The sequence below is a fragment of the Waltera intestinalis genome (genome assembly GCF_009695995.1).
Classification (GTDB): domain Bacteria; phylum Bacillota; class Clostridia; order Lachnospirales; family Lachnospiraceae; genus Acetatifactor; species Acetatifactor intestinalis.
Map to the genome: position 1 here is coordinate 40,162 of NZ_VUMU01000008.1, position 25,441 is coordinate 65,602.

Annotated in this window: 17 protein-coding genes and 1 tRNA gene; 2 read left to right on the top strand and 16 right to left on the bottom strand. The window is 47.0% G+C overall.

Features of this window, described 5'->3' with window-relative positions; genetic code table 11:
• Nucleotides 1-7: 7 nt before the first annotated feature.
• The 15 genes from FYJ59_RS08065 to FYJ59_RS08135 all read right to left on the bottom strand — a co-directional run bounded on the left by FYJ59_RS08065 (nucleotide 8) and on the right by FYJ59_RS08135 (nucleotide 21,913).
• Complete coding sequence (locus tag FYJ59_RS08065; RefSeq protein WP_154496348.1) at nucleotides 8-1,105, bottom strand: galactose ABC transporter substrate-binding protein; 1,098 nt, start codon at nucleotides 1,103-1,105, stop codon at nucleotides 8-10.
• A gap of 197 nt (nucleotides 1,106-1,302) precedes the next feature.
• Nucleotides 1,303-2,286: a substrate-binding domain-containing protein gene (locus FYJ59_RS08070; RefSeq protein ID WP_154496349.1), complete on the bottom strand. Its 984-nt coding sequence runs from the start codon at nucleotides 2,284-2,286 to the stop codon at nucleotides 1,303-1,305.
• Nucleotides 2,283-4,001: a cache domain-containing sensor histidine kinase gene (locus tag FYJ59_RS08075; protein ID WP_154496351.1), complete on the bottom strand. Its 1,719-nt coding sequence runs from the start codon at nucleotides 3,999-4,001 to the stop codon at nucleotides 2,283-2,285. Before FYJ59_RS08075 ends, FYJ59_RS08070 begins: the two co-directional genes overlap by 4 nt.
• Entirely contained in the window at nucleotides 3,998-5,563 is a 1,566-nt protein-coding gene (locus FYJ59_RS08080; RefSeq protein ID WP_154496353.1) for a response regulator transcription factor, read from the bottom strand. Before FYJ59_RS08080 ends, FYJ59_RS08075 begins: the two co-directional genes overlap by 4 nt.
• A gap of 16 nt (nucleotides 5,564-5,579) precedes the next feature.
• Nucleotides 5,580-7,694 carry an ATP-dependent helicase gene (locus tag FYJ59_RS08085; protein ID WP_154496354.1) on the bottom strand — a complete coding sequence of 705 codons (2,115 nt, stop codon included), beginning with the start codon at nucleotides 7,692-7,694 and terminating at the stop codon, nucleotides 5,580-5,582.
• On the bottom strand, nucleotides 7,681-8,193 hold the full coding sequence (locus FYJ59_RS08090) for an NUDIX hydrolase (protein WP_154496356.1): 513 nt from the start codon (nucleotides 8,191-8,193) through the stop codon (nucleotides 7,681-7,683). Before FYJ59_RS08090 ends, FYJ59_RS08085 begins: the two co-directional genes overlap by 14 nt.
• Before the next feature lie 791 nt (nucleotides 8,194-8,984).
• Nucleotides 8,985-10,241, bottom strand: a complete 1,257-nt coding sequence (locus FYJ59_RS08095; protein WP_154496443.1) for a peptidoglycan-binding protein — start codon at nucleotides 10,239-10,241, stop codon at nucleotides 8,985-8,987.
• Nucleotides 10,242-10,496: 255 nt separating this feature from the next.
• The gene (gene htpG / locus FYJ59_RS08100) at nucleotides 10,497-12,599 is read right to left on the bottom strand and encodes a molecular chaperone HtpG (RefSeq protein ID WP_154496357.1); all 2,103 of its coding nucleotides are present in this window, start codon (nucleotides 12,597-12,599) and stop codon (nucleotides 10,497-10,499) included.
• A gap of 202 nt (nucleotides 12,600-12,801) precedes the next feature.
• On the bottom strand, nucleotides 12,802-13,878 hold the full coding sequence (locus tag FYJ59_RS08105) for a peptidylprolyl isomerase (protein ID WP_154496358.1): 1,077 nt from the start codon (nucleotides 13,876-13,878) through the stop codon (nucleotides 12,802-12,804).
• A gap of 127 nt (nucleotides 13,879-14,005) precedes the next feature.
• Nucleotides 14,006-15,061, bottom strand: a complete 1,056-nt coding sequence (locus tag FYJ59_RS08110; RefSeq protein WP_227063998.1) for a branched-chain amino acid aminotransferase — start codon at nucleotides 15,059-15,061, stop codon at nucleotides 14,006-14,008.
• A 173-nt stretch (nucleotides 15,062-15,234) separates the two neighbouring features.
• Entirely contained in the window at nucleotides 15,235-15,729 is a 495-nt protein-coding gene (locus FYJ59_RS08115) for a dihydrofolate reductase (RefSeq protein ID WP_154496360.1), read from the bottom strand.
• Nucleotides 15,730-15,840: 111 nt separating this feature from the next.
• The gene (thyA, locus tag FYJ59_RS08120; protein ID WP_154496361.1) at nucleotides 15,841-16,689 is read right to left on the bottom strand and encodes a thymidylate synthase; all 849 of its coding nucleotides are present in this window, start codon (nucleotides 16,687-16,689) and stop codon (nucleotides 15,841-15,843) included.
• A gap of 189 nt (nucleotides 16,690-16,878) precedes the next feature.
• Complete coding sequence (locus tag FYJ59_RS08125) at nucleotides 16,879-18,480, bottom strand: MBL fold metallo-hydrolase RNA specificity domain-containing protein (protein WP_154496363.1); 1,602 nt, start codon at nucleotides 18,478-18,480, stop codon at nucleotides 16,879-16,881.
• Between the two features lie 24 nt (nucleotides 18,481-18,504).
• Entirely contained in the window at nucleotides 18,505-20,265 is a 1,761-nt protein-coding gene (locus FYJ59_RS08130) for an ABC transporter ATP-binding protein (protein ID WP_154496364.1), read from the bottom strand.
• A 40-nt stretch (nucleotides 20,266-20,305) separates the two neighbouring features.
• Nucleotides 20,306-21,913, bottom strand: a complete 1,608-nt coding sequence (locus FYJ59_RS08135) for a tetratricopeptide repeat-containing diguanylate cyclase (protein ID WP_154496366.1) — start codon at nucleotides 21,911-21,913, stop codon at nucleotides 20,306-20,308.
• Nucleotides 21,914-22,083: 170 nt separating this feature from the next.
• Here FYJ59_RS08135 and FYJ59_RS08140 point away from each other — a divergent pair, with 170 nt between their 5' ends.
• Nucleotides 22,084-23,151 (top strand): acyltransferase family protein, encoded by a 1,068-nt coding sequence (locus FYJ59_RS08140; RefSeq protein WP_205839493.1) that lies wholly within the window; start codon nucleotides 22,084-22,086, stop codon nucleotides 23,149-23,151.
• A 135-nt stretch (nucleotides 23,152-23,286) separates the two neighbouring features.
• Nucleotides 23,287-23,358: transfer RNA gene (locus FYJ59_RS08145), tRNA-Gly, on the top strand.
• 228 nt (nucleotides 23,359-23,586) lie between these two features.
• Here FYJ59_RS08145 and FYJ59_RS08150 read toward each other — a convergent pair.
• The gene (locus tag FYJ59_RS08150) at nucleotides 23,587-24,912 is read right to left on the bottom strand and encodes a glycoside hydrolase family 3 N-terminal domain-containing protein (RefSeq protein WP_205839494.1); all 1,326 of its coding nucleotides are present in this window, start codon (nucleotides 24,910-24,912) and stop codon (nucleotides 23,587-23,589) included.
• Nucleotides 24,913-25,441: the final 529 nt, after the last annotated feature.

Here is a 25,441-nt window from a genome sequence, read left to right on the forward strand (position 1 = left end):
ATTCAGATCATTCTCCGGTATAAGTAGCGTAAGGGATGTAAATCTTGTTGCTAACCTTCTCAGAGATGTTGAAGCTGTTGGTATCTGCCATCAGCTCCTTACCGGACTGGATATTCTTAGCCAGGTAAGCAATACCGTTTGCCATACCTTCTGCATCCTGCTTGATGGTACCGGTCATCTTGCCATCTGCGATCAGCTGCTTAGCTGCGTCAGTTGCGTCAACACCGAATACAGGAATGGTGGTGCAGCTGCCGTCGCCTAAGTTGTAGCCCTTGTCATTCAGAGCGGAGATAACGCCTTCAGCCATACCGTCGTTGTTGCAGATTACCAGCTCGATCATGTTACCAGCGGACTCATTGTACTGAGACAGGTTGGTAGTCATGTAGTTGTTAGCTGCGGTTGCGGACCAGTTACCGTCCTGGTCAACCTGGTACTTATCAGTATTGGATGCATCGAAGTACTCCAGAGCGGGCTTGCCTGCTGCGGTGATCACTGCGTCTGCATCTTCTACGCCGTACTGGGTACGATAGATTGCTTCTACGTTACCTAACTGACCCATGAACATTGCGTAGCTGATCTTGCCGTCGCCGTTTAAGTCGATAGCATCAAAGTTATCTACTACGTACTGGCCTACCATCTTACCCTGCATATGACCTGCTTCGGGAGCATCGGTTCCTACGAATGCACACTTGTCATAGCTGCCTAATACCTTACCTTCATCCTCATCGGACTCAACCGCACGGTTAAAGAAGATAACAGGGATTCCTGCTGCGCTTGCCTTGTCAACGATAGCCTGGGAAGCGTCTACGGAACCGGATGTAACGATGTTAACGATCAGAAGGTTGGTACCCTGTGCAATAGCGGTATCAATCTGTTCGTTCTGGGTGGTCTGGTTACTGTTGCCGTCATAATTCTGGAACTTGATACCTGCTTCGGTAAGTGCGTTGTCCAGCGCGGTACGTACGCTGGAGATGTAAGTATCACTGTAAGTATAATAGAATACACCTACGTTCAGCTCTCCGCTGTTCTTTCCGCCGTCTTTTCCGCACGCTACGAGGCTGAGCATCATAATGCCGACCAACAGTAGTGACATGATCTTTTTCATACAAAATACCTCCTTGTTTTGATGAAATTGTATGTGTTTCATCTCTTGATGAGGTAATTATATGTCAGGTTGTACAAAAAAGATATGCAAAATCTTACGCAAGGGGTAAGAAATTATACTATTCTGTACATATTTCGTTCATGTTTTGTACATATTTTTACACTTTGCTTATCGTTATCGTAAGATTTTGCACAGGATCAATAACCTTCCTCTTCAAAAGAAAACAATATCTTCTGGCTCTCCGGTTCATACATATTCTCTCTGGTGACAATGGTCGTGGCAGTATCCACCACGCTGGGACCGCCTGTCTGTCCGTTCATCAGATTAGCTGCTGTCTCCACTCCGAGATATCCCATAGCATATGGATTCTGTACGATCAGGGCATCTACTTCTCCGGTCTCCAACATTCCCACAGAGACCACATTGGAATCAAAAGCCACCACCTGGATCCTGTCCGCCCGGTTCAGATCCCGGATCGCCCAGCCTACTCCGAGACTGGTCCATTCATTAAAGGTCACCACCACATTGATCCTGGAATCGGACAATAGCATTTCCTTGGCTCCCGCTCTGGCATCTTCCGTGGTGGAGAGCACATTGATCGTGGTTATATTTTTGACCCTCGGATCCTGCTCCACCGTCTGCCGGAATCCAAGCTCTCTCTGTTGTCCGTTAGCGGAATTCACATCATAGTTCACAATACCGATATATAATTCCTCATCATCAGTGGCAAGCGCTGCTTCCGCTGCCTTTATCCCTGCCTGGAGATTGTTGGTTCCGATACGGCAGCTGACCTGACTACTGTTCACATCACTATCGATCACGATGATCTTGATCCCTCTCTGTGCCGCCTGATCAATGATCTCGGCATTGGCATTATAATCCACGGCAGAAAATATGATCACGTCCACACCGTCATCCATTGCCCGGCGTACCATCTCATTCTGCGTTTCATAATCTTCCTCCGCCGCCGGCCCATCAAAAGATACATTAATATTGTACTCCGTGGCTGCTGCTCCGGCTCCGGCAAAAACGCTTTTCCAAAAAGCACTTTCTGTAGATTTTACGATCACTGCAACCCGTGTCTTCTGTGTCTCCGCTTCTTGTCCACAGCCACACAGCCCGGCTGCCAGGATTCCCGCAAGCAGCAGGGACAGTATTTTCTTCCTTATCTTATTTCTCATACTTTCTCCCATCCTGCCGCTGCATTTTCTTCTACTTTAGGCATCCGTATCGTAACACAGGTTCCCACATCCAGTTCACTTTCAATGGACAGTCCATACTCTTTTCCGAAATATATTTTGATCCTGTCGTTTACATTTTTAATACCGATACCGGAATTGTCCCCCGGCTCCTTATGCAGAATGGATCTGCACTGTTCTTCCGACATACCGACCCCGTTGTCTTCCACCCGGAAAATAACATCCTCACCTTCACTGTAGATCCGGATCTGGATATGCCCCTCATCCACCATGCGGTCCAACCCATGATATATCGCATTCTCAATGATCGGCTGTAATGTGATCTTATTACAATAATACTGCAGACAGTCTTCTTCTATCTGGAAGTCATAGGAAAACTGGTTCTTATACCGGAAGTTCTGGATCTTCAGATAGCTTCTCGCATGTTCAACCTCTTTTTGAATCGTGATCAGCTCATGTCCCTTGCTGATACTGATACGGAACAGCTTAGCCAATGCGTTGACCATCTCCACGGCATCCTGACATCTTTCTTCTTCACACAGCCAGCCGATGGCATCCAGTGTGTTATATAAGAAATGAGGATTGATCTGTGCCTGCAATGCTTTCAGTTCTGTTTTTCGCAGAGATATTTCCTCCTGACGTACCTGATTCATCAATTTCTGGATTTTTCGTACCATGTGCTCATAGGACTGGGATAGTGCCTCGATCTCCATAGTCCCTTCCACCGGACGATAAACATATCCCGCTGCATCCTTTTCAAACTCTCCCATAGCCCGGATCAGGCGCTGCACCGGGTTCGTCACCAGTCTGGAGACCAGAAAGCTTACCAGCATTGTCACCAGCAAAATAATGGTAAGCATCACGCAGATATTGCCCAAAAGTTCCATTTCCTTGGCTGTCACCAGTTCGCTGATATAACTGACTCCCACAACCTTCCAGTCACAATTATCCAGAGACCTCACGTTGCAGATCAGGTCATCTGTCTCGAAAGAACCGTTGCTGCTCAGATCCAGTCCGGCGGTTGCCTCTTTTTTCAGCCCGGAATATAATAGCTGTTGCTGTGGATGATAGATAATCTCTCCGTTGCTGTCCGTAATAAAGCAATAACCATGTTGTCCGATTCCCACGTTATCCACATAATCCGATATTTTAGAGAAGCGGATATCAATGACAACCCGCATCCTCTGTCCATCTGCCCCGGTAAGCTCCTGAAGCACCGATACCACCCAGGGATAATAATCCTGCAGCAGCGACTCTACATGCGGTTCTGACAAATAAAGCACGTCCGGATTGTAAGAATCCAGTGCAATATAAGACAGATCTTTCAGATAATGCTCCTTCAGAGTATGCGTCCCTGTATAGGAATCCGTCAGCCGTCCCTGTTCATCGTAAATATAGACAGCCACGAGATCCGAGCGTACATTGCAAAGCGTCTCCAGGGTCTGGTCGGATTTTTCTCCGCTCTTTGTCAGATTCTTTTCGATCAGGCTCATGATCTCCTGCATGTCTCCGATATAGTTGGAGATCGCATTGGATGCCTGTGTCACCGCCTGTTCACTGCTGGTCTGCGCTGCCTGTTTCATACTGGATACATACAGCGATAAAAAGAAAAAGGTAGACCACAGTAAAAAAAGCGTAACCAGTCCGACCACCAATATCGTAATGATAAAAGAAAGTGATGCTTTCCGTTTTTTCATAATGATTCTTTCTCCTGACGCATGGCATTGGGAGACATTCCGCAATATTTTTTAAAGCAATAACTAAAATAATGCTGATCGCTGTAGCCGCAGCGTTCCGCGATCTCCCTCATTTTCATTGCGCTGCCCAGTACCAGCTCTCTCGCCGTCTCGATCCGTTTTTTGGTCAGCAGGTCTACGAAGCTGGCTCCGGTCTCCTTTTTGATCAGTGCGCTTAGATAGTTCGGACTTACATGAATGTTGTTGCTGACACCCACCAAAGACAGCGTCGGATCACCATAATCCCTTTCGATGATCTGCATTGCCTTCTCACACAGGATCTGGCTGCTTTTTTTCTTGCCGGTGTTGATCAGCTCCCAGACCTCCAGACATAAGGACGTAAAACGGTCTTTTACCTCTCGCACCGGACCCTCCAGCATGGCAAACCGCTGGAACAGGGCGCTGTCATCCGTCACGGTATAAGCTATACGGATGAGTGCCGATGACATTCTGAAAATCATAAACTTGCATTTTAACTGAGCATCCTGTTCCGACTCCAGTTTTTCAAAAACAGTTTTCAGATACTGCTCCAGTTCTGTGCGGGAACCGCTTCGGATCAGATTCTCCATCTGCACCACGTATTCCGAAACCATTTCCATATCCATGGAGTTGTCCCGTTCCTCATCCGCGATATAATGGATCCCGCTCTCTCCCGGTTTGCAATATCCCAGTGCACTCATGGCTCCGTGGTATGCCTCGTGACATTCTCCCAGACGCTCTCTGATACGGCTGACACCAATGTGGCAATGCATGTTCAAAATACGTTCCGTACTCTGTACCATCTCACCGACTGCAATATGAAGATATTTTTCAAACGTGGTCCTCGTAGCCGCCAGTATCGTTATGATCCGCCCATCCATGGCAAAGCTGTAATGCTTCATATATTTTTGCAGGATCATATCAGCCGAATGTGCGAGCTCCGGCCGGGTGCAGTTCTGTCCGTCTCTGTCTTCCACCGAGATTGCCAATACAGCATACTCAAACGAGTTATTCCGGTCCTTCAGGAATCCATTCGCAATCGCCTGTTCGATCAGCTTCTCTTCTCTCTCTCCACTGTCGAAATTTACATAATCATCCAATAGCAGCGGTAGAAAAAACTGCTGAAGATTGGGATTATCATTTTTTCTGGTGTCAAATTCCGCAAAAATACCATCGATCTTAAGCTTAATCTTCTTCAGTTCTTCCGTCAGATCCGCCATAGTAATAGGCTTCAGCATATAACTGATAATGTTGTACTGAATGGCCTGTTGTGCATAGGAAAATTCATCAAATCCGCTTAAGAAAGCAATCTGTGTGGTAGGCCGCACCTCTCTGACCTGTCTGGCCAGTTCAATCCCCGACACAAAAGGCATCCGGATATCCGTCAGTAAAAGATCCGGTTCCATCCGCTCCACCAGCTCCAATGCTTCGATACCGTTTTCAGCTTCTCCCACCACACGGAACCCAGTACTTTCCCAATCAATTTTCCGTATGATCGCTCTGCGTAATTCTTCTTCATCATCTGCAACTACAATCGTATACATAGGTAACCTCACTGTTTTATTTTAAAGTAAGTATCTGCGCGGAAAATGCGATCGGAAGAGAAATCTTCCGTGGCGTGTTTTCTCCCAAAAACAAGATTTCCGCGATTCTGCCATCTCCTGATATGATCTCACCGGTTCCGTATTTCCGATGCTGCACCTTACAACCGGTAACACATGCCTCAATACATTTTTCCACCTCCTGCGCAGACAATTGCTGTACTTTTTTCTGTACATTTTTATGTATGTTTTTCTGTGCTTTTTCCGGAAGGATCTGTCGCTCCTTCGGCTTTTTCAACACTTCCCCTGAAAACACAGAAGTCATATTCGGTCCAAAAGTAAATATATAAAGCTGTTCCTTTGCACGGGTCATTCCTACATAATAAAGCCTTCTCTCTTCTTCGTAGGCATTTGCCTCCGGAGAGTCCGGTCTGCATCCTCCGGGCGGGATCGCTGCCGGCAGTACTCCGGCCAGCATATCCGCCAGATAGACCCTTGTATATTCTAATCCTTTGCTGGAATGGATCGTCGACAGGATAAATTTGCTCTCCGGATCGCCACATCCTTCCCGGATCATCTCCTGCAATTTCTGTAATCTCTTCGGAAAATCAAACAGACTCTCCTCCCGGTCTCCCAGTACTTTCAAGATCTCTGCTTTACCACTGTCCATACCGTGGCTATCCATGAATTCCTGATATCCCATATAATTCAGGATCCGGTAGATCGCCCTGCCTGCCGTCTCATACCTCATATTGTCCAGGTGCGTTGCCAGCGCCCTGCACTGTTTTCTGGTATAAACGGACACATCCTCCTGCTCTGCGACCATATCCAGCAATGTCAGTCTCCCGGTATTGGCATCAACCGCTTCCATTGCCGCCTTTTTGCTGATTCCGGCACCCATTTTATAATAAATCCTCAAAAAAGTCTCCCCGTCCCATGGATCCAGTGACAAATGAATAAAATCACAGATATCGTTCACGACAGGATGTGAGAAAAAGGTCATATCCGTATTTTTCACCCGATAAGACAGACCCTTTCGTTCCAACATATCAATGATGGGAAGTGCACTCTCATTGTTCCGGTACAGTACCGCTGTCTCCTGTTCACAGTCCTCAGCAACTTTCAGCAGATAGTTATATTGTCCCTGTCTGGACACTGCCCTGATCTCCGTGACACAGCCACCGGCTGCTCTGGCTGCGGTCATGGTCTTCGCATGGCGGTTCCGATTTTTCTGTATCAGTTGATCCGCCGCCCGGACGATCTCCTGTCTGCTGCGGTAATTCGTCTCCATAAGCAGCAGCTGCGCCCCGGGATGTCTGCTTTCGAATTCCACCAGTGCCCTTGGATATGCCGCCCGGAACCCGTAAATACTCTGATCTTCATCCCCCACCATGAACAGATTTCTGCTTTTTGCCGCCAGCAGATCCATCATATCATGCTGTATCTTCGAAGTATCCTGTGCTTCATCCACACAGAAATACTGATATTTTTCTCTGAAGTACGCAAGCACCTCCGGATACTGTTCGAGAATCCGCAGAGCATAGATCATCTGATCATCATAATCTATCATTTGCATCTGTCTGAGTTTCGCATTATACGTCCGGAAAATCTCCGGGAACTTTTCCACTTCCGTATCCATATCACGGATTTCTTCCGGTGTCAGACGCATATTTTTCGCGTAAGTGATCTCCAGCTGTGTTTCTTTGATATCGTTTTCCGTAGCATACTTTCCGGTCACTTCCAGAAAGGACTGCTTAACCGCGGTGGAAGCTTCTTTATCTGCCACCTGAAATGGTGTCTTCTGCGTCCGGTATGCAAAATACTGCAATACTTTCTGAGAAATCCCGTTAATCGTACGGAATTCCAATCGCTTTGCATCTTCCTCCCCGAATATTTTAGCAAATCTTCTGCGCATATCCTCGGTGGCCGCCACAGTATAAGTTACGGTCAGAATGGATTCCGGTCGGATCCCCAGACAATAGATCATATATCCCAGTCTGCTGACCAGCACGGTAGTCTTACCGCTGCCGGGTACCGCAAGCAGTAACACCGGGCCGTCCACTGCCTGCACTGCCCGAAGCTGTTGTTCATTCAATTGAATGTTATATTTTTCCGTAAAATCAGTGAAGTTCAATGTCGCACCCTACCTTCATGGGTTTCCCATCCAAGATTGCCTCCCGAAGAATACCACCATCTCCGTAGGACAATTTTAAGGAGAAAAATGGCCGGTTCTCTTGCAGTAACCGGAAGAAAATCTTGTCTCCATCCCAAAGATTCAATTCTTCTATTCTGTCCATATCGACCCATTCCAAGGTGCCTTCATCACATTCCACAGGAGTTCCTGAGAATCCATCCGCCGTATAGAGACACATATACTCGTATTCCTCACCGCATACAAATGTGATCAGGCCTCGAAACCGGTAAGAAGTCAGTGTGTATCCCGTCTCTTCTTTTACTTCCCTGAGCACACATTCCTCTGGGCTTTCCCCTGCCTCAAAATGGCCGCCTACTCCAATCCACTTATCCTTATTTATATCATTTTCTTTTTTCACTCGATGAAGCATCAGATACCTGCCGCCCCGCTCTATATAGCAAAGCGTCGTAAGATTACTGCCCTTCTGTTGTATACCCATCAAAGTTCTCCCCTCACAAATGTCATATTAAAGATAGTATAACAGATTCCGGGTGGGCACACAAATAGAATGTTGAGAGTTACGAGCCATGCAAAGTCAAAACGGAAACAGCGATCTGGGAGCTTGCTCACAAGTCGCTGTTTTTGTTTTTGACTATATACGGCGACAGCCGTCAATGAAATAAATGTGGAGCGCCTTTTGCGACACATTTATGAATTGAGTGCATGGCTCGTAACGTAGGGTTGCCGTAAAATCCACGCAGAAAGGGCTGCCTGCCCCGGACTCGGATGCTAGCTACAACTGTGGATTTTCTAAAGGAAAGTGGCCAAGTGTTTCTCATCATGACGGGGCCGCCTTTACGTTGCCATCCATGGCACTTACCGGCTAACGCGAACATCGTGTTCGCGTTGCCCCTGCGGTTCAACCACTTTCCAAGAAAATCTCACAGTCTCCGCCGCATCTACGCCCGGGGAGCAGTCCTTTTCTGCTGGAAACCTTCTGCCTCAGCGTTGGCGTTCTGTGTTTTGGGTCTATACAGAAAAACTGTGTTGTGAGATACTAAATTTGCTACAAATAACGTATAACAAGATGAATATGGGTCTATAGGGAAAAAACTGGCCCTGAGATACTCATTTTGAAGAAATTGAGTATCTGGCAGGCGAATTTTTCGCTATAGGCCCATATTGTTTCGTTTTTGTTTTTTACCTGTCCCAAAAAGTACCTACAGGGCAATTTATCTTCTATAGACCCATGAAGATTTTAGAACAACTATTTCACCAACTCTCAATTTTCTACACATCCGGTTCTGAGATGCGTGTGACGCCCACATAGATATCCGATATTTCAAACCATGTGGGATAATCGACTATACCGGTCTGCGGAAGATGAAATATTTTTTGGAACATCCTGACTGCTTCCGCAGTATCTCTTCCATAGATACCGTCCGGGACCAGAGTGGGAATCGCCGGATAATTCCTGGCGATGCGGTTCAACTGCTGCTGAAGCTGTCTTACTTTTTCCCCGGAAGAACCGATGGTCAGGTCATATCCCGGCCAGGAGGACGGCACTCCCGATATAATATCCGCAGAATTGATGTACATATCATTACCGTAATAATAATGAATGATGTCAATGGCGGAATATCCCTGCTCCGCCAACGACTGGGAACCCCACTGACTAAGTCCCCTGCATCTGGTCCGGTTGCCGTCACAATATGATGTGAAAATAGGCTGCCGTACGCCGGGTCTGGATAAATAATTGGTAAAAATGGAATCTACCAGATAATCGATCTCTTCGAACACATTTCTGCCATAGATCCATTTTTGATCATATGCCGTAGAAGAAGTTATTGTAAAGTCATATCCTTTTCCCCTGTACCACTCTGTAAAAATACGATTTAGCGTAAACGACTGGATCACCAGTATATTTGCATAGATCGCACTTTCCGACCAGGTCGGATAAATCTCGCTGGAAGCTACATTTTTAATATAATCCTTATAGCGTACCCAGTAATTTCTGGCAGTGGGATCCTCCGGGTCGCCATCATGTACGATCACGTATTCCGGAATGACCACGCGGCTTAAGACAATCTCCCCTGTCTCGTTCATAGGCTTGATCTCTTCTTCCGGAATCTTAGGGGGATATTCTCCAAACAAGGTATGTGGCGGGATCACCACCACCTTCTCCTCCTCTTCTGTTACATCCAATGGATTCATTCGTATCGGTTGTAATGAATATGCACCTGCCAGAATCTCAGAGCCGGATACCAGTACTGTTTCAAAGCCTTCTGCCGTCACTTGAATGTTATACTCAGAATAAGGCTGCTCCGTAATATCAGGCGTCAGAGAAAGCTCTTTGGGCGGTGCTTTCAAATTGATCTCCGGGGTCTGCCCCGATTCATCGGTAGTAAGTGTCTCTATCGGAGAATCCGGATCTCCGGTATAAGAAATGGTGACCGTAGCCCCGGGGATCGGTGACATCCCCAGTGCAGAGACAACACTGATCTGTAGTGTTCCTGTATAAGTAGTATCCTTAACATCCATGGACATGCGTCCTTTCTGCCTATCCCGTACCACATCGTCCTCGTATGTTTGGTCAGGCAATAAATCTTCCTTACAGAATATGCTCCGTTACGCGAAGATGTGCTTAAATGCTAGCAATTCAATGCCATATAAATATGATTGCATGAATTTCTGAATAACTACCATAATTTTTCTAACAAAAAGCAGGAACTATGACTTATGCAAAAACACTCATCACAGTTCCTGTTCTATTTATTGTCCTTCACCGGACCTTCTCTTCATTTATTTCGTCAGCAGCATCATAATATCATTGCTTCTTGCCACGAACTTGGTCATGGCATCTGCATCCAGAGGGGCATGCTGGAGCTTAGCCAGATCATACAGCTGCTCGCAGATCATTTCTGCATTCTCGCCGTCCTGGTGCTCCGTAATGTACTGTACCAGAGGATGGTTGGCATTCAGGATCAGGGTCTCGCCCTCGCCGCCGAAAGCACTCATATCCATACCGGGCATGGAGTACATCTTCATCATATCCTGCATACGTCTGCTCTCTTCGGACAGCGTGATCATAGAAGAGATCTTCTTGTTCTTCAGTTTCTCTACCTTGATCGTGATCTTGTCATTCTTCAGAGCCTTCTTCATCAGCTTGCTGATGCTCTCAGCCTGCTCTTCCATCTCTTTTTCAGCCTTCTTGGAAGTCTTGGACTTCAGGGCATCGGTCACATCCGCATCGATACGCTGGAACTTGATTCCCTCGTTCTTCTGCTCCAACTGGGAGATGAAGGGCTGATCGATATTGTGGGTCAGGATCACAGCATCCATCTTGGCAGCCTTGAACATATTGATGTACTGGCTCTGCTGCTGTTCATCCGTTACATAGTAGATGATCTTCTCCTTCTTCTCTTCCTCGGTATTCTCCTCGGAAGCCTCATCTTCCGCCTTGTCCTCTACGACTTCGGCTTCTACCTTGTTGCCGTTCTCGTCTACGGCATTCTCCTTGTTCTCTTCCTCATCCTGAGGCTTGATCTCCAGGCACTCCGGCAGAGTCAGATACTTGCCGTCCAGATTCTTGAAGAGGATGTAATCATTCATCTTCTCACAGAACTTGTCATCCTTCAGGCAGCCGAATTTGATGAAGGGACTGATATCATCCCAGTACTTGTCGTACTCTTCCTTGTCGGTCTTGCACATACCGGCCAGCTTGTCCGCTACCTTCTTGGTAATGTACTCGGCGATCTTCTTCACGAATCCATCGTTCTGCAATGCACTTCTGGACACATTCAGCGGCAGATCCGGACAGTCGATGACACCCTTTAACAACAGCAGGAACTCTGGAATGACTTCCTTGATATTATCTGCAATAAATACCTGATTGTTGTACAGCTTGATGGTACCCTCAATGGACTCATACTCCATATTGATCTTCGGGAAGTACAGAATACCCTTCAGATTGAAAGGATAATCCATGTTCAGGTGAATCCAGAACAGAGGCTCCTTGTAATCCTGGAATACCTTGCGGTAGAAGTCCAGATACTCTTCCTTGGTGCACTCGTTGGGGTGCTTGTTCCACAGAGGCTGTGTCTCGTTGATCAGTTCGGGACGCTTTCTGATCTTCAGCTTCTTGGGCTCTTCTGCTGCCTCGGCTTCTGCATTCTCGCCCTCTGTTTTTTCCTTCTTCTCCGGCTCGATCTCTTCGAGGACTTCATCATCGGGAAGCTTTTCCTCTTCCTTGATGATCTGGGTCTCCTTGGTGTTCGCCTTGGACAGATAGATCTCCGTAGGCATGAAGGAACAATACTTCTTCACCACCTCACGAGCCTTATACTCATTACAGAACTCCAGGCAATCCTCATTTAAGAACAGAGTGATAGTCGTACCGACATCGGTCTTGTCTCCGTCTTCCATGGAGAACTCGGTGCCGCCGTCACACTCCCAGTGTACTGCCTTGGCGCCATCCTTGTAAGATAACGTATCAATATGTACTTCATCCGCTACCATGAATGCGGAATAGAAGCCCAGTCCGAAATGACCGATGATCTGGTCGGAATTGCTCTTGTCCTTATATTTCTCAATGAAATCCGTAGCACCGGAAAATGCGATCTGGTTGATATACTCTTCCACTTCGTCGGCGGTCATACCCAGACCGTTATCCTTGAAGGTCAGTGTCTTCTTCTCAGGATCCACGATGACATCCACACGTCCCTTATAACCTTCAGGAAGAGAATATTCTCCCATCATGTCCAGCTTTTTCAGCTTGGTCACAGCATCGCAGCCGTTAGAGATCAGCTCTCTGTAGAAAATGTCGTGATCGGAATACAACCACTTTTTAATAATCGGAAAAATGTTTTCACTGTTGATTGATAAGCTACCGCTTTTTGCTGCCATTTTTACCACATCCTTTTCTATAATTGCACAGTCATGGCTGACTGTTATCTAACTGATTCTAAGTTTAGGACTGCAAAAATAAAAAGTCAAGACAAATTTAGCACTCATTTTAAATGAGTGCTAACAACCTGTCGAAAATCCAGTATTTATCAGTGTTTCCGCAATTCTAAAATTTTAATAAAGCATATGGTGATCCTAAGAATTACTCCTCCGGAAAATACTTTGCATACACATCAAAAAAGTTATCCGTGGTCACCTGTTCGTCCGTGATCAGGGTAATCTCATCCCACAGTTTGTCATTGAGCTGACGCACCAGCGTATTCACGAAGCTGTCATACTCCTGTCCGAAGACTTCCCTTTTCCGTTCCTCTACAATCTTAAGCTTATTGGCATCGGTTTCTTCTCTGTCCAGGGTATTGGTACATTTGATAATATAATACCCTCTTTCGCACTGGATCACCTGGCTCACTTCATCCGTTGCCAGATTGAACGCTGCTTCCTCGTAGGCACTCTCCGCCTCACCCTTACCGAAAGAATAGGTGATTTCGGAATCATCGCTGTATTTAGAAGCCAGCTCCGTGAAATCATGCTCTCCGTCCACCGCCATGGTTCTCACCTCACAGGCTTTTTCGTAAGATTTCTGGATAGAGCTTTCCGAATAGGGCTTTAAGTTACCGTCCATATCTGTGGATGCTGTTGCGAAAAAGATCTGCTGCACCGTAATCTTGCGCGCCTCGTCATCACTGATCTCCGGATTGATATCCTGAATGATCAGCCGATAGACCTTATCTGCCATGACGTATTCCCGGTACAGATTTTCCACGATCTCCTCCGTGGCACCCATGGTCTCGATCTCTGTGTCATTCAGGGAAGAATAATACTCCTGCGCTGCCTGGACGACCTTTGCTTCCTCGGCTTCATCTAACGCGACCTCTTTTTCCTTTGCCAGCAGATACATGGTCTTGATCTGTGCGATTCTTGCCAGTACCGTCTCCTTGACATTATCTTCCAGTGTCACACCGTTTAAGGAAATGTTCCAGATCTCCGTTCCGTAGACATTCTCATACTGGTTCTGTGTCGTGGTCAGGTAGATCATGATCTCTGCCTTAGAGCAGGATTCGTCCCCGATCCGGAAGACCTCATTTTTCCCAAATCCCGTGGTGAATACTACTTTTGTGCCGTCGTCCCCGCCGCAGGCGGTCAGTCCCGTCACCATACTTATGCCCAACACTCCCGCCACCAATACCGCGGTGATATTACATTTATTTCCAAAAAACATAGCTTTTCCTACTTTCTCAAAGTCTCTGAATTCTGATTATACCCTATTTTTTTCTTCTGTGCCATGTTTTCTTGCAAAACATAAAAAAGGCGTGTGGATATACTCCACACGCCTTTGGAAAATCAGATTACTCGATCACATGGATCCAGCCCTTAGGAGCTTCGATCCTGCCCATCTGGATACCGGTCAGAGTCTCATACAGCTTCTTGGTGACAGGTCCCATCTCGGTCATGCCGCTGGGCAGGCAGATCTCTTTGCCGTGGTCAACGATCTTACCAACAGGGGAGATAACTGCTGCGGTACCGCACAGACCAGCCTCTGCGAAGTCTTTTACTTCATCCAGGTATACTTCTCTCTCTTCTACTTCCAGTCCCAGATATTCCTTGGCAACATATACCAGAGAACGCCGGGTGATGGAAGGAAGGATACTGTCGGACTTGGGAGTTACGACCTTGTTGTCCTTGGTAACGAACAGGAAGTTCGCACCGCCGGTCTCCTCTACCTTGGTACGGGTAGCAGCATCCAGGTACATATTCTCATCGTAGCCTTCCTTGTGAGCGGATACGATAGCATGTAAGCTCATAGCGTAGTTCAGACCAGCCTTGATGTGACCGGTTCCGTGAGGTGCCGCACGGTCAAAGTCGGTGACACGGATGGTCAGAGGCTTAACGCCTCCCTTGAAGTAAGGTCCCACAGGGGTGCACAGGATACGGAACTGATACTCATCCGCAGGCTTTACACCGATGACAGGGTTGCTGCCGAACATATAAGGACGAATGTACAGAGTTGCGCCGCTGCCGTAAGGAGGCACGAAAGCATCGTTCGCCTTAACCGTCTCAGTAACAGCTTCCACGAAACGCTCCTTGGGGAAAATAGGCATCTCCAGTCTTGCTGCGGAAGACTCCAGACGCTCACCGTTTAAATCAGGACGGAAGGTTACGATATGTCCGTCTTCTGTGGTGTAGGCCTTCAGACCCTCGAATACGGTCTGTGCATACTGCAGTACACCTGCACACTCATTTAATACGATGTTGGGGTCCTGGGTCAGCTGACCGTCATCCCATTTGCCGTCCTTGTAATTGGACACATATCTGTAATCCGTAGGGATATAACCGAAACCGATGTTACCCCAGTCAATGTTCTTCTTTTCCATTTTGTATTCCTTCTTTCCTCGGTTTACCACTCTGCCTGTTGATTTCTCTTAACAGAATTTATTGATTTTCATTATTATACCATTTGTAATAAAAGTCAATATACACATTTATGTTTTCCAGTGACTTTTTCAGTGAAAATGTGTCGTTTTTCTTCTTTTCACAGTTTTTTCAGATTAAAATCACTACATATCTGTCATTGCATTTAAGACTTTTTCCGCTCATATTTCAAGAACTGATAAGTGATGTCAAAATAGACCTGTTCGTCGCTGTCCGCGGTGATTTCCCACTCGGGATCGCTGTCCAGATCCGGGAAATAAGCATCCGCCTCGTAGGCATGATCGATCTTCGTCACATGTGCCACATCACAGTAGGGCAGCATCTGGCGGTAAATACTCTCTCCGCCGATGATATAGATATTCTCTTCGTCATATTTCTTCAGTTCTTCCAGCAATTCTTCAATAGAGTGTACCACGATCGCATCCTTGACCTGATAATTCGGATCTTTGGACAAAATAATGTTGATGCGGTTCTTTAAAGGCATGCCCTGCGGGAAAGTCTCCAAAGTCTTGCGTCCCAGAACCACTACCTTACCTGTCGTCTCTTCGCGGAAATGCTTGTGATCGTTGGGGATGCGGATCAGCAGTTCGTTCTTGCTGCCGATGGCCCAGTTGTTGTCTACTGCTACAATTAAATTCATGGTGTACCTCGTTTCTGTTTGTTTCTATGATAATAACCGGTTTCTCCGTGCTTCGCACTCACGAAACCGTACTGATATTCGTATTCCGGGCTACCGCCCTACTTACTCATGTCAGATTGCAATCGGAATATCCCTGATCTGCTCCCCTGTCTGGTAGCCTTCAAGCTTTACATCATCCGGTGTGAACTGATAGAAATCCTTGATCTCCGGATTCAGCCAGAACTTCGGTGCCGGGAAGGGCTCTCTGCTGATGAGTTCCTTAATGGCATCCACATGGCGGTCATAGATATGAGCATCCGCAATGACATGCACCAGCTCGCCCACGTTCATATCGCAAACCTGCGCCAGCATATGTACCAGCACCGCATACTGTACCACATTCCAGTTGTTGGCTGCCAGTACGTCCTGGGAACGCTGGTTTAAAATGGCATTCAGGGTCAGCCTGTCTTCTCCCGCCTTCTGCGTCACGTTAAAGGTCATACTATATGCACAGGGATACAGATTCATCTCGTGCAGATCCTGATGCACATAGATATTGGTCATGATCCGGCGGCTGAAGGGATTGTTCTTCAGATCGTAGATCACGCGGTCCACCTGATCCATCATGCCTTCCTTATACTGATGCTTCACCTGCATCTGATAGCCGTATGCCTTACCGATCGAGCCGTTTTCATCTGCCCACTCATCCCAGACGTGGCTGTTTAAATCATGAATGTTGTTGGACTTGCGCTGCCAGATCCACAGCATCTCATCTGTGGCGGATTTTAATGCCGTCCGGCGCAAGGTCAGGATCGGGAACTCCTTCGACAGGTCGTACCGGTTCACCACTCCGAATTTCTTAATGGTATAGGCAGGAGTGCCGTCCGGCCAGTGGGGGCGCACTTTCTCGCCCTCCGTACTGGTACCGTTCGTTAAAATGTCATTGCACATATCGATAAAAATATGATCCGCTAAACTCATGTTGTCTCCTTATTCTGATTCTGTCTTCTAAATATAATATATAAACGATTTCTCCGTGCTACGCACTCTCGAAATCGTCCCCCCCTTCGTATTCCGGGCTATCGTCCTACATACTCAGGGTTGTTTGTGCCTCTCATAGGAAGTATTTCCCGCTTGCAAGCAGTCAGAAATACTTCCTATGGATGCACTTTATATCTCCCACTTGTCACATAGGGAATTGATCTGGTCCGCGAACTTCGCCATATCCTTGTTGGTCATGACACCCTCGCTCTTCGTAACCAGTGCCAGTAAGCGTCTCGCAGAAGCAAGCAGTCGTTCGAAGACTCCGGTAGCAGGCTTCGTCTTTTTCTGCACGGCAACAGGTGCTGCCTCATAGGTGAACTTATTGACTGCAAGATCGAACTCTGTACCGCTGTAAGGAGCATAGGCTCTCTGCCCATACTCCATCTTCAGGCATTCGGCAAATCCGGTACATACACTGTCTTCTCCATGTACCACGAACACCTTCTTCGGCTTTTCTTCAAAGGCCCGGATCCAGTCGATCAGACCTTCCTTGTCCGCATGACCGCTCAGTCCCGTCATTTTCCGGATCTCGGCGCGCACTGAAACCGTCTCACCGAACAGCTTCACCTCGTCAGCACCCTCTACCAGTGCCCGGCCCAGTGTTCCCACCGACTGATAACCGACGAACAGGATCGTACACTCCGGTCTCCACAGATTATGCTTCAGATGATGCCGGATACGTCCTGCATCACACATACCGGATGCGGAGATAATGACCTTAGGTGTCTCGTCAAAGTTGATGGCCTTAGATTCCTCACTGGTGATAGACAGCTTTAATCCTGAAAAAGCAATGGGATTAATGCCCTCTTTTACGAATTCCATCGCCTCATCATCGAAGCATTCCCACCTGTTCTCCTGGAATACACCGGTAGCCTCTACCGCCATGGGACTGTCCACATACACCGGGAAATCTTCATGACCCTTTACCAGGCGCCCTACCTTGATCTTCCGCAGGAAATACAAAATCTCCTGGGTACGGCCCACAGCAAAAGACGGGATTACCACGTTACCGCCCCGGTCTAAGGTCTCCTGTAGCACCTTGGTCAGTTCTGCCACATAATCCAGCTTATCCTTCGGATGCAGTCTGTCACCGTAGGTAGACTCCATCACGACATAATCCGCTTCCTTCGTAGGTGTCGGATCCTTAAGTAACGGCTGGTGCTTGTTGCCGATATCGCCGGAAAATACGATTTTTTTCGTATTGCCGTCCTCCGTCAGCCAGACTTCGATGCTGGCAGAACCCAGCAGATGTCCGATATCCGTAAAACGGATTTTTACTCCCTCGCATACTTCCACGATCGTATTGTAATGGCAGGGAACGAACCGGCGGATCACACCATCTGCATCCTCCATGGTATACAGCGGCTCCACCACTGCATTATTCGCAGAACGTTTTGCCTTACGATTCTTCCATTCCGCTTCGGCACTCTGGATATGTGCACAGTCACGCAGCATAATGCTACACAGATCCGCCGTAGCATCCGTGGTATAGATCTGTCCTCTGAAGCCTCTGGCATACAGAAGCGGCAGAAGACCCGAATGATCCACATGAGCATGAGTCAGGAATACATAATCGATCATGGATTCCGCCACCGGCAGCGGCACATTTTCAAATACATTGACACCCTGCTCCATACCGTAGTCCACTAAAATATGTTTCCCGGCAACCTCCAGATAATGACAGCTTCCGGTTACTTCATGGTCTGCCCCCACAAACACAAGTTTCATAGCTCTACCTCCGTTTTTGTAATGTTATTTTAAAGCATTGGCTGTTTCGTAGAACTGATAATAAATTCCCTTCTGCTCCATGAGCTGGTCGTGATCGCCTTCCTCCACGATACCATCGTCCGTCAGCACCAGGATCCGGTCCGAATTGCGGATACTGGATAGTCTGTGGGCTATGGTCAGGGTCGTGCGTCCCTCCGACAGCTCTCCTAAGGACTTCGCCACCGCAAATTCACTCTCATTATCCAGTGCGGAAGTAGCCTCATCCAGTATGATAATGGGCGGATTCTTCAGAAATACTCTGGCGATGCTGATCCGCTGCTTCTGTCCCCCGGACAGCTTCACGCCCCGCTCTCCCACATAAGTATCATAGCCGTCCTTCAGTTCCATGATAAAATCATGTGCTCCGGCGCGTTTTGCCGCCTCGATCACGTCTTCTTTGGAAGCTCCCGGACGTCCATAGGAGATATTTTCATAAATCGTACCGGAGAACAGATATACATCCTGCTGCACGATACCGATATTGCCCCGCAGGCTCTTCAACGTAAAATGCTTGATATCCTGACCGTCCAGCAGGATCTTTCCTTCCGAGACATCATAGAATCTGGGGATCAGATTGCACAGTGTCGTCTTTCCTCCACCGGAGGGTCCGACGATTGCCACCTTTTCCCCCGCATGGATCTGCAGGTTCAGATTCGTAAATACCTTATTGTGATCATCCGGATATTCAAAGCTTACTTTTTCAAAAGAGATCTCTCCCTTCGGATCTTTCAGTTCGACCGCATCCGGCTCGTCAAAGATCTCGATATCCGCATCCACGATCTGCAGAAAACGCTCGATGCCGGTCATACCTCTCTGGAACTGCTCGGCGAATTCGATGATACGACGGATCGTTGCGATCAGTGTGGACACATACAGCATATATGCCACCAGATCACCGGCAGCTATCTTACCTCTTACCATGAAGATACCGCCTGCCACCAGGACTACCAGATACATCAGTCCGTCGAACAGCTTGACTGTGGTATTAAATGCTGCCATGTAGCGGTAGGTCAGCTTCTTAATATCCAGAAAGGTACCGTTGTCCTTCTCGAACTTTTCATTCTCCACTTCTTCATTGGTAAATGCCTTAACGACCTTATGTCCTAAGAGGCTGTCCTCGATCCGGGCATTCAGTTCGCCGATCTGATTGCGCTGCTTACGGAAAGCGCTCCGCATCCGGAAATTCAGGATCATGCACACGCCGCACATAAGCGGTACACATAAAAAGATCATCAAAGTCAGCGGCAGATTGATATTTGCCAGAATGACAAAAGAGATCACCGTCTTGATCCCGGCGATGAAAAATTCCTCCGGGCAATGATGGGCGAATTCTGTCACATCGAATAAGTCATTGGTGATCCGCCCCATGATCTGACCGACCTTGGTATTGTTATAGTAGGTATTGGACAGCTTCTGCAAATGATTGTACGCATCTCTGCGCATGTCCGTCTCGATCTTCGCTCCCATGACGTGTCCCATATCGGACATATAGTAGCCGGCGATGCAGTCCACGATACGAAGTCCGAAATACAAAATGCCAAGCGTAAATATGGTCTTCACCGACAGGGCAGCCAGATCCCGCAGCCCCTCATTGGTAATATAGCGCATGATCAGTGGCAGTACCAGTTCACAGACCGTAGTCAGTGCCGCACAGAACAGATCCATGCACAGCGTAAAACGATATTTTTTAAAATAAGGTGCAAATCTGCAAAACAGTTCGCGGGTAGTATATTGTTTATTCTCCATTGCTATTAAATTCCTTTTTGATCATTTCTATAAATGTTTCTTATAAATATTTTCCCTCTCCCTGATAAAAACGAACTTTCCCCTTTTGTTCTTTCTTCTGTTCATACAATGTATTGTCCGCTGCAGACAGGAAATCCCACACTCGGTTTGGTTCCTTCGGAATAGCACAGACACCACCTACAGAAATCGTAAGCCACGGTTCCAATTCGGAATCTTCATTGGGAATTTTGTATTCCCGGATACCGGCACACAACAATTCCGCATGTTCCATTACATAGGTCAGATCACGCCCTGTCATCACTACGAGGAATTCATCCCCACCGTAACGTGCCACATAGTCCTCCGGAAATATTCTTTTCAACGTATCTGCCACTGCACAGATTCCTTCATCCCCTTTTCCGTGCCCGTACCGGTCGTTTAGCTGTTTAAAATAGTCAATATCCAAAAATAGAATTCCCAGCTCTTTCTCATTTAATTTGCAGGCTTCAAAGACATCCTCTAGATAACGGTTCAGACTTCTCTTATTGTACAGTCCTGTCAATTCGTCATGCTCTGACTGATACAGTAATTTGTTTCTCTTCTTCGTCTGCTCCCGCTGCTCCTCTTCCACCGCCTGCAGGCGCTTACGCAGCTCCAGCATATACATGACCTGATTGCTCTCGATCATTTCGCTGCTTTCCTTGATGTGGAAAAAAGTCTCTGTAGACTGACGAAATTCCTCTATAGACATCTGTGCACTGCAATAACGCAACCGCAACATTAAAAGCTGTAGCAGCAGGCTCCTATTCTGCTCGATTGCCGCCTTAGGCTCCAGACAATCCAATATCTCCTGCAGCAATTCTATATTACCGGTCTTTTCCACGTATTGGAGAAGATTCTGAATACTGTCATATTCGGAAGATACCTGACGCATATCTTCCAATGCCATCACAGCCTGTCTTACATGGTCTGCCGCTTTTTCCCGGTGTCCTTCACTTTCTGCCAGATACGTGAAAAACACATTCGCCGCAAGTCTCGTTTCCCGAATGATCTCTTCGCTTTTTCCGGTTTCTTCCAGTTTGCGGTATACCTCCATTGCCTCCTGATCCATATCCAGATGCAGAAGACAACAGCCATACTCTGACAGCATTTTCCGGAAATTGATCCGGCTGTAAATGCTGTCATCACCTGCTTTTTCAAATTCACGGATGCATTCCCTATAACATTGCACGGCTCTGTCATAGACTCCGATAAGATAATATGCATCCGCCATATTACTTAATACTATACTATGTACCATCTTATCATTGTATTTCGCTGTATAATCCAATGCCCTGCCATACTGTTCCATGGCCAGAGACAGATTGTTCTGCATATGTGCCACGATACCGATCATATTATAGGCCCTGGCTACGTGAATCTCCTGATCCGTTCCCAGCAGGCATCTCACACTTTCGTCCAGATACTTCAGACACTGTTCCTGATTCCCTGTATCCAGATGATAAAATGCTGCGAAATAACAGATCCTTCCATGGATTCCCCTATCCCTCTTCTCCGTCACAAAGGATAATGCCTGTTCCAGTGTCTCCCAAGTATAAGGGATCCCATCTGCCATCTGTTGGTTTAACCGTTCTGCTGTCTCTAACATCTGCTGTCTGTCTACACTCATATTTGTTCCATCCTGTCAATTCCCCAATGCTTTACTCCTTATCATTGTATTATTTTATACCCCGGTGCGCAAGTTATTTTACGGAATAGATAAAATGTTTCCCTATTCTATAAAAAAATGTTAAAATGAGAATATGTTTCAGAAATAAGTAAGAAAAAGGTATGATTTTTATGGAAAATATCGCAATAAACAAGAGATTTCAAGATCTGCATTTTGACAGCATCCAGGCTTTACGCGGTCTGGCTGCTCTTTTTGTGGTGTTTCAGCATATCCGTTTCTTAAATTTCGGTGCATTCGGGGTAGACATATTTTTCTGCATCAGTGGGTTTATGATCATGTTCACCACAGAAAAAAGTACAAAATACTTCTTCCGGAAACGTCTGATCCGAATTCTGCCGCTGTATTATCTGATGACACTTGTGACTTATCTGTCGCTGTTATTGTTTCCATCCATGTTCCAGCAGACCAGACACAATCTTTCGCACCTGGTCAAGGGCCTGCTGTTTGTTCCTTTTGATATCGGTGGTGGAATTATCCAGCCTCTGGTGCGAATCGGATGGACTATCAACTGTGAAATGCTGTTCTATCTGTTATTTTTCATTGCCTTTCATATCAGCATGAAATACCGCGGCCTGATCTGCAGTGCATTCCTGGCAGTTCTGGTAGGAGCAGTCCAGATATTCGCTCCATTGATTTCCTCCTGGCAGTCTCCGATAGGCGGGTTACTTTCTCCTGTTCTTATTTTTTACGGCGATCCTGTCATGCTGGAATTCATTTTCGGAATCCTCGCCTATTATCTGCTGCGTTTTTTATATCACAGGCATTTGGAGCATCCGTTTCCTATGGCTGTAAGTGTGCTGTCTGCGGTAGGCATTCCGGTGATTTTTTGTCTGCTGGCATTTTTCACCCCCAGAATCAATGTGATCGGTTTCCGCAGGCTTCCGCTGTGGGGACTTCCGGCACTTGTACTGTTGGTTTTAGCTTTCCTGGCCGGACTGAAGCTCTCTCTGCCCCGCTTTTTCATCCTTATGGGAAATATCAGTTATTCCCTGTATCTGGTGCATTACTATCCGGTAATGTTCTTAGACCGGGCGGTGTTTGACTTCTCCACCCTCTCTGTAATGTCTGTCATCGGGGTGATCTTAAGTGTGGCGCTGAGTATCGGGCTGGCTTACCTGTCCTGGATCGTTGTGGAACAAAAATTCTCCGGATGGCTGCGGAAGAAACTGCTGCACTAAGCATTTCCCTTGTAGCACTGCTTCTGTCATTTAATTATTTTATGAATTGTATATGCAATTATTCAAAAAGATGCACACTTTTTCTGTTGACATTTAGAACACCTTATAGTATATTATAACTTGCCTGTAAGACATGCGCGAGTGGCTCAGCGGTGGAGCACCTCCTTGCCAAGGAGGGGGTCGCGGGTTCGATCCCCGTCTCGCGCTTGAAAAAAGAACGATACCAAATCGGTATCGTTCTTTTTTTCGAGCGTTGGTCTGGGCTCGAAAGTTCGATGTCTACGCTCCGCTCCGGTCCGCGCAGGCCGAGGTCCACCGGACCTCGTGCGCCGTCTCGCGCTTGTTAAGACCCGCATTTCCGTTTTCATGGTGCATAAGATATAAGCAAAAAGACGACTGCACTTTCTTGCAGCCGCCTTCCTACTGATTGTTTGTCTATTGTTCGATTTTATCAGCATATTTGATGCGGTAGATCCGACGCAGGGAATCGTTCACGCGGTCCTCGGAGATGGTTCCGTTCTGGACAGCCTCCAGTACTCCGTTGTATGCGGTCTCGAAGTTCTCCGGCGCATAGATCATGTCGCAGCCGGCACGCAGTGCCAGTACTGCGGCTTCATCGGCACCGTAGTAATTCGTGATCGCTGTCTGGTTCATGGCACCGGATACGATCACACCGCGGAAATTCAGTTCATTTCGTAAAATATCCGTTACCACCGCACTTGAAAATGAGCAAGGCGTATTATCTCCTGTCAGGGAAGGTGCTGCCATATTGCTGACGGTGATCATTTTGGTCTCACCGGAATCAATACAGCTCTGGAATACCGCAAATTCATTGGCTCTGAAATCTTCCGCACTTCTGTCCGTAGAAGCCATGCCATCCTTCGTACTCTGGGTCGTACTGCCAATACCGGGAAAATGTCCGATGGCTGCTGTTACTTTCTGTTCCTGCAATCCTGTCTGCATGCCGGTCACAAAAGATGCTACCGTTGCCGCATCCGTGCCGTAGGAGCTGCTGCCTGCCGCATTTCCATCCACTACTTTCAGATCTGCCGCAGGGGCAAAATCAAGATTGAAACCAAGTTCTGCCAGGTAACTGCCCACTGTGGTTCCGGCAGTATAGGCGTTATTGGTATCTCCGGATGCGCCGATAGTCTCCGGGGAATCAGTCTTCGTTCCAAGACCTGCCGCTGCCACAGCGTCGGTTCCGGTTCCTTCTCCGTCGATCGCAATAAACAGTGGATAGCTTGTATACAGCTTCGTATTGTCGATCATCTGCTTTAACTGATCTGCAGACTGAATATTTTTCGCCGCATAGACGATACCGCCTACCGGATATTTGGATAACGCATCCTTGGTTCCGTCTCCTGCCTGCACTGCCGCAGATACACCGGTGATGGATTCCGGCGTGGTGATAAACAGTCCTGCTACCTTGTCCTCCAGGGGCATGTTCTGAATGATGGCTTCGTCTATGATCTTATCCAGCTTCTGTTCATTTGTCAGTTCCGGTACAGTCTCCACCGGTTCCGTAGGCGCCGTGATGGTCTCCTCGGAAGCTATGATATCATCCAGCCTGTTCTGCTGTTCCTGCCGATCGTGGTTCATGCCAGTGATCTTACTTACAGCAAAAGCAATTCCCGCAGCCAGCACCAGGATCATGATTCCTACGACTGTATATGCAATGATCTGGCTTCTCTGCCGTCTCTTATGTCTTTCTTCCCGTCTGTTCTGCTGACTTTCCTGTCTCTGTTCGTTTGTATCCATTTTCATAACTCCTCTATCTGTACTACTTTCCTATTGTACATGATATCGATAGGTTTTTCCACTGGAAAATTGTACAACTATTCAGAGCCATGTAAAAATTGATAAATGGGCGTCGAATGCTGGCATTCGTAAGACCATTTTCTAATTTTTATTTGGCGAAGTAGCCTCAATGAGCAAAAGGAAAGCATCGAAGATGCGATTTTGCGAATGAGGCTCTGAATAGTTGTTCCATCTGAATAGTTATTCCATCTGAATAATTGTACAACAATAAGAGAGCGTACCGATCATTCTTTCAATCAGTACGCCCTCTCAGACTACAGGCTCCAATGGCTTGCCCTCTCTTTCTTAAATTTGATCTTCCATTTTGTCTTTTGTTCTCTTTCCACTTTTCTTTTGTACGTATGTACTGTAATGTGAGATAATTCTTATCTTCTGTTGTTCATTACTTTTTCTTCTGTGTACTTGATGTTCTCTATATAAATTGGTTCTCTTTGGTAGTTCTATTCAGTTGTACATCATGGAAGACTGT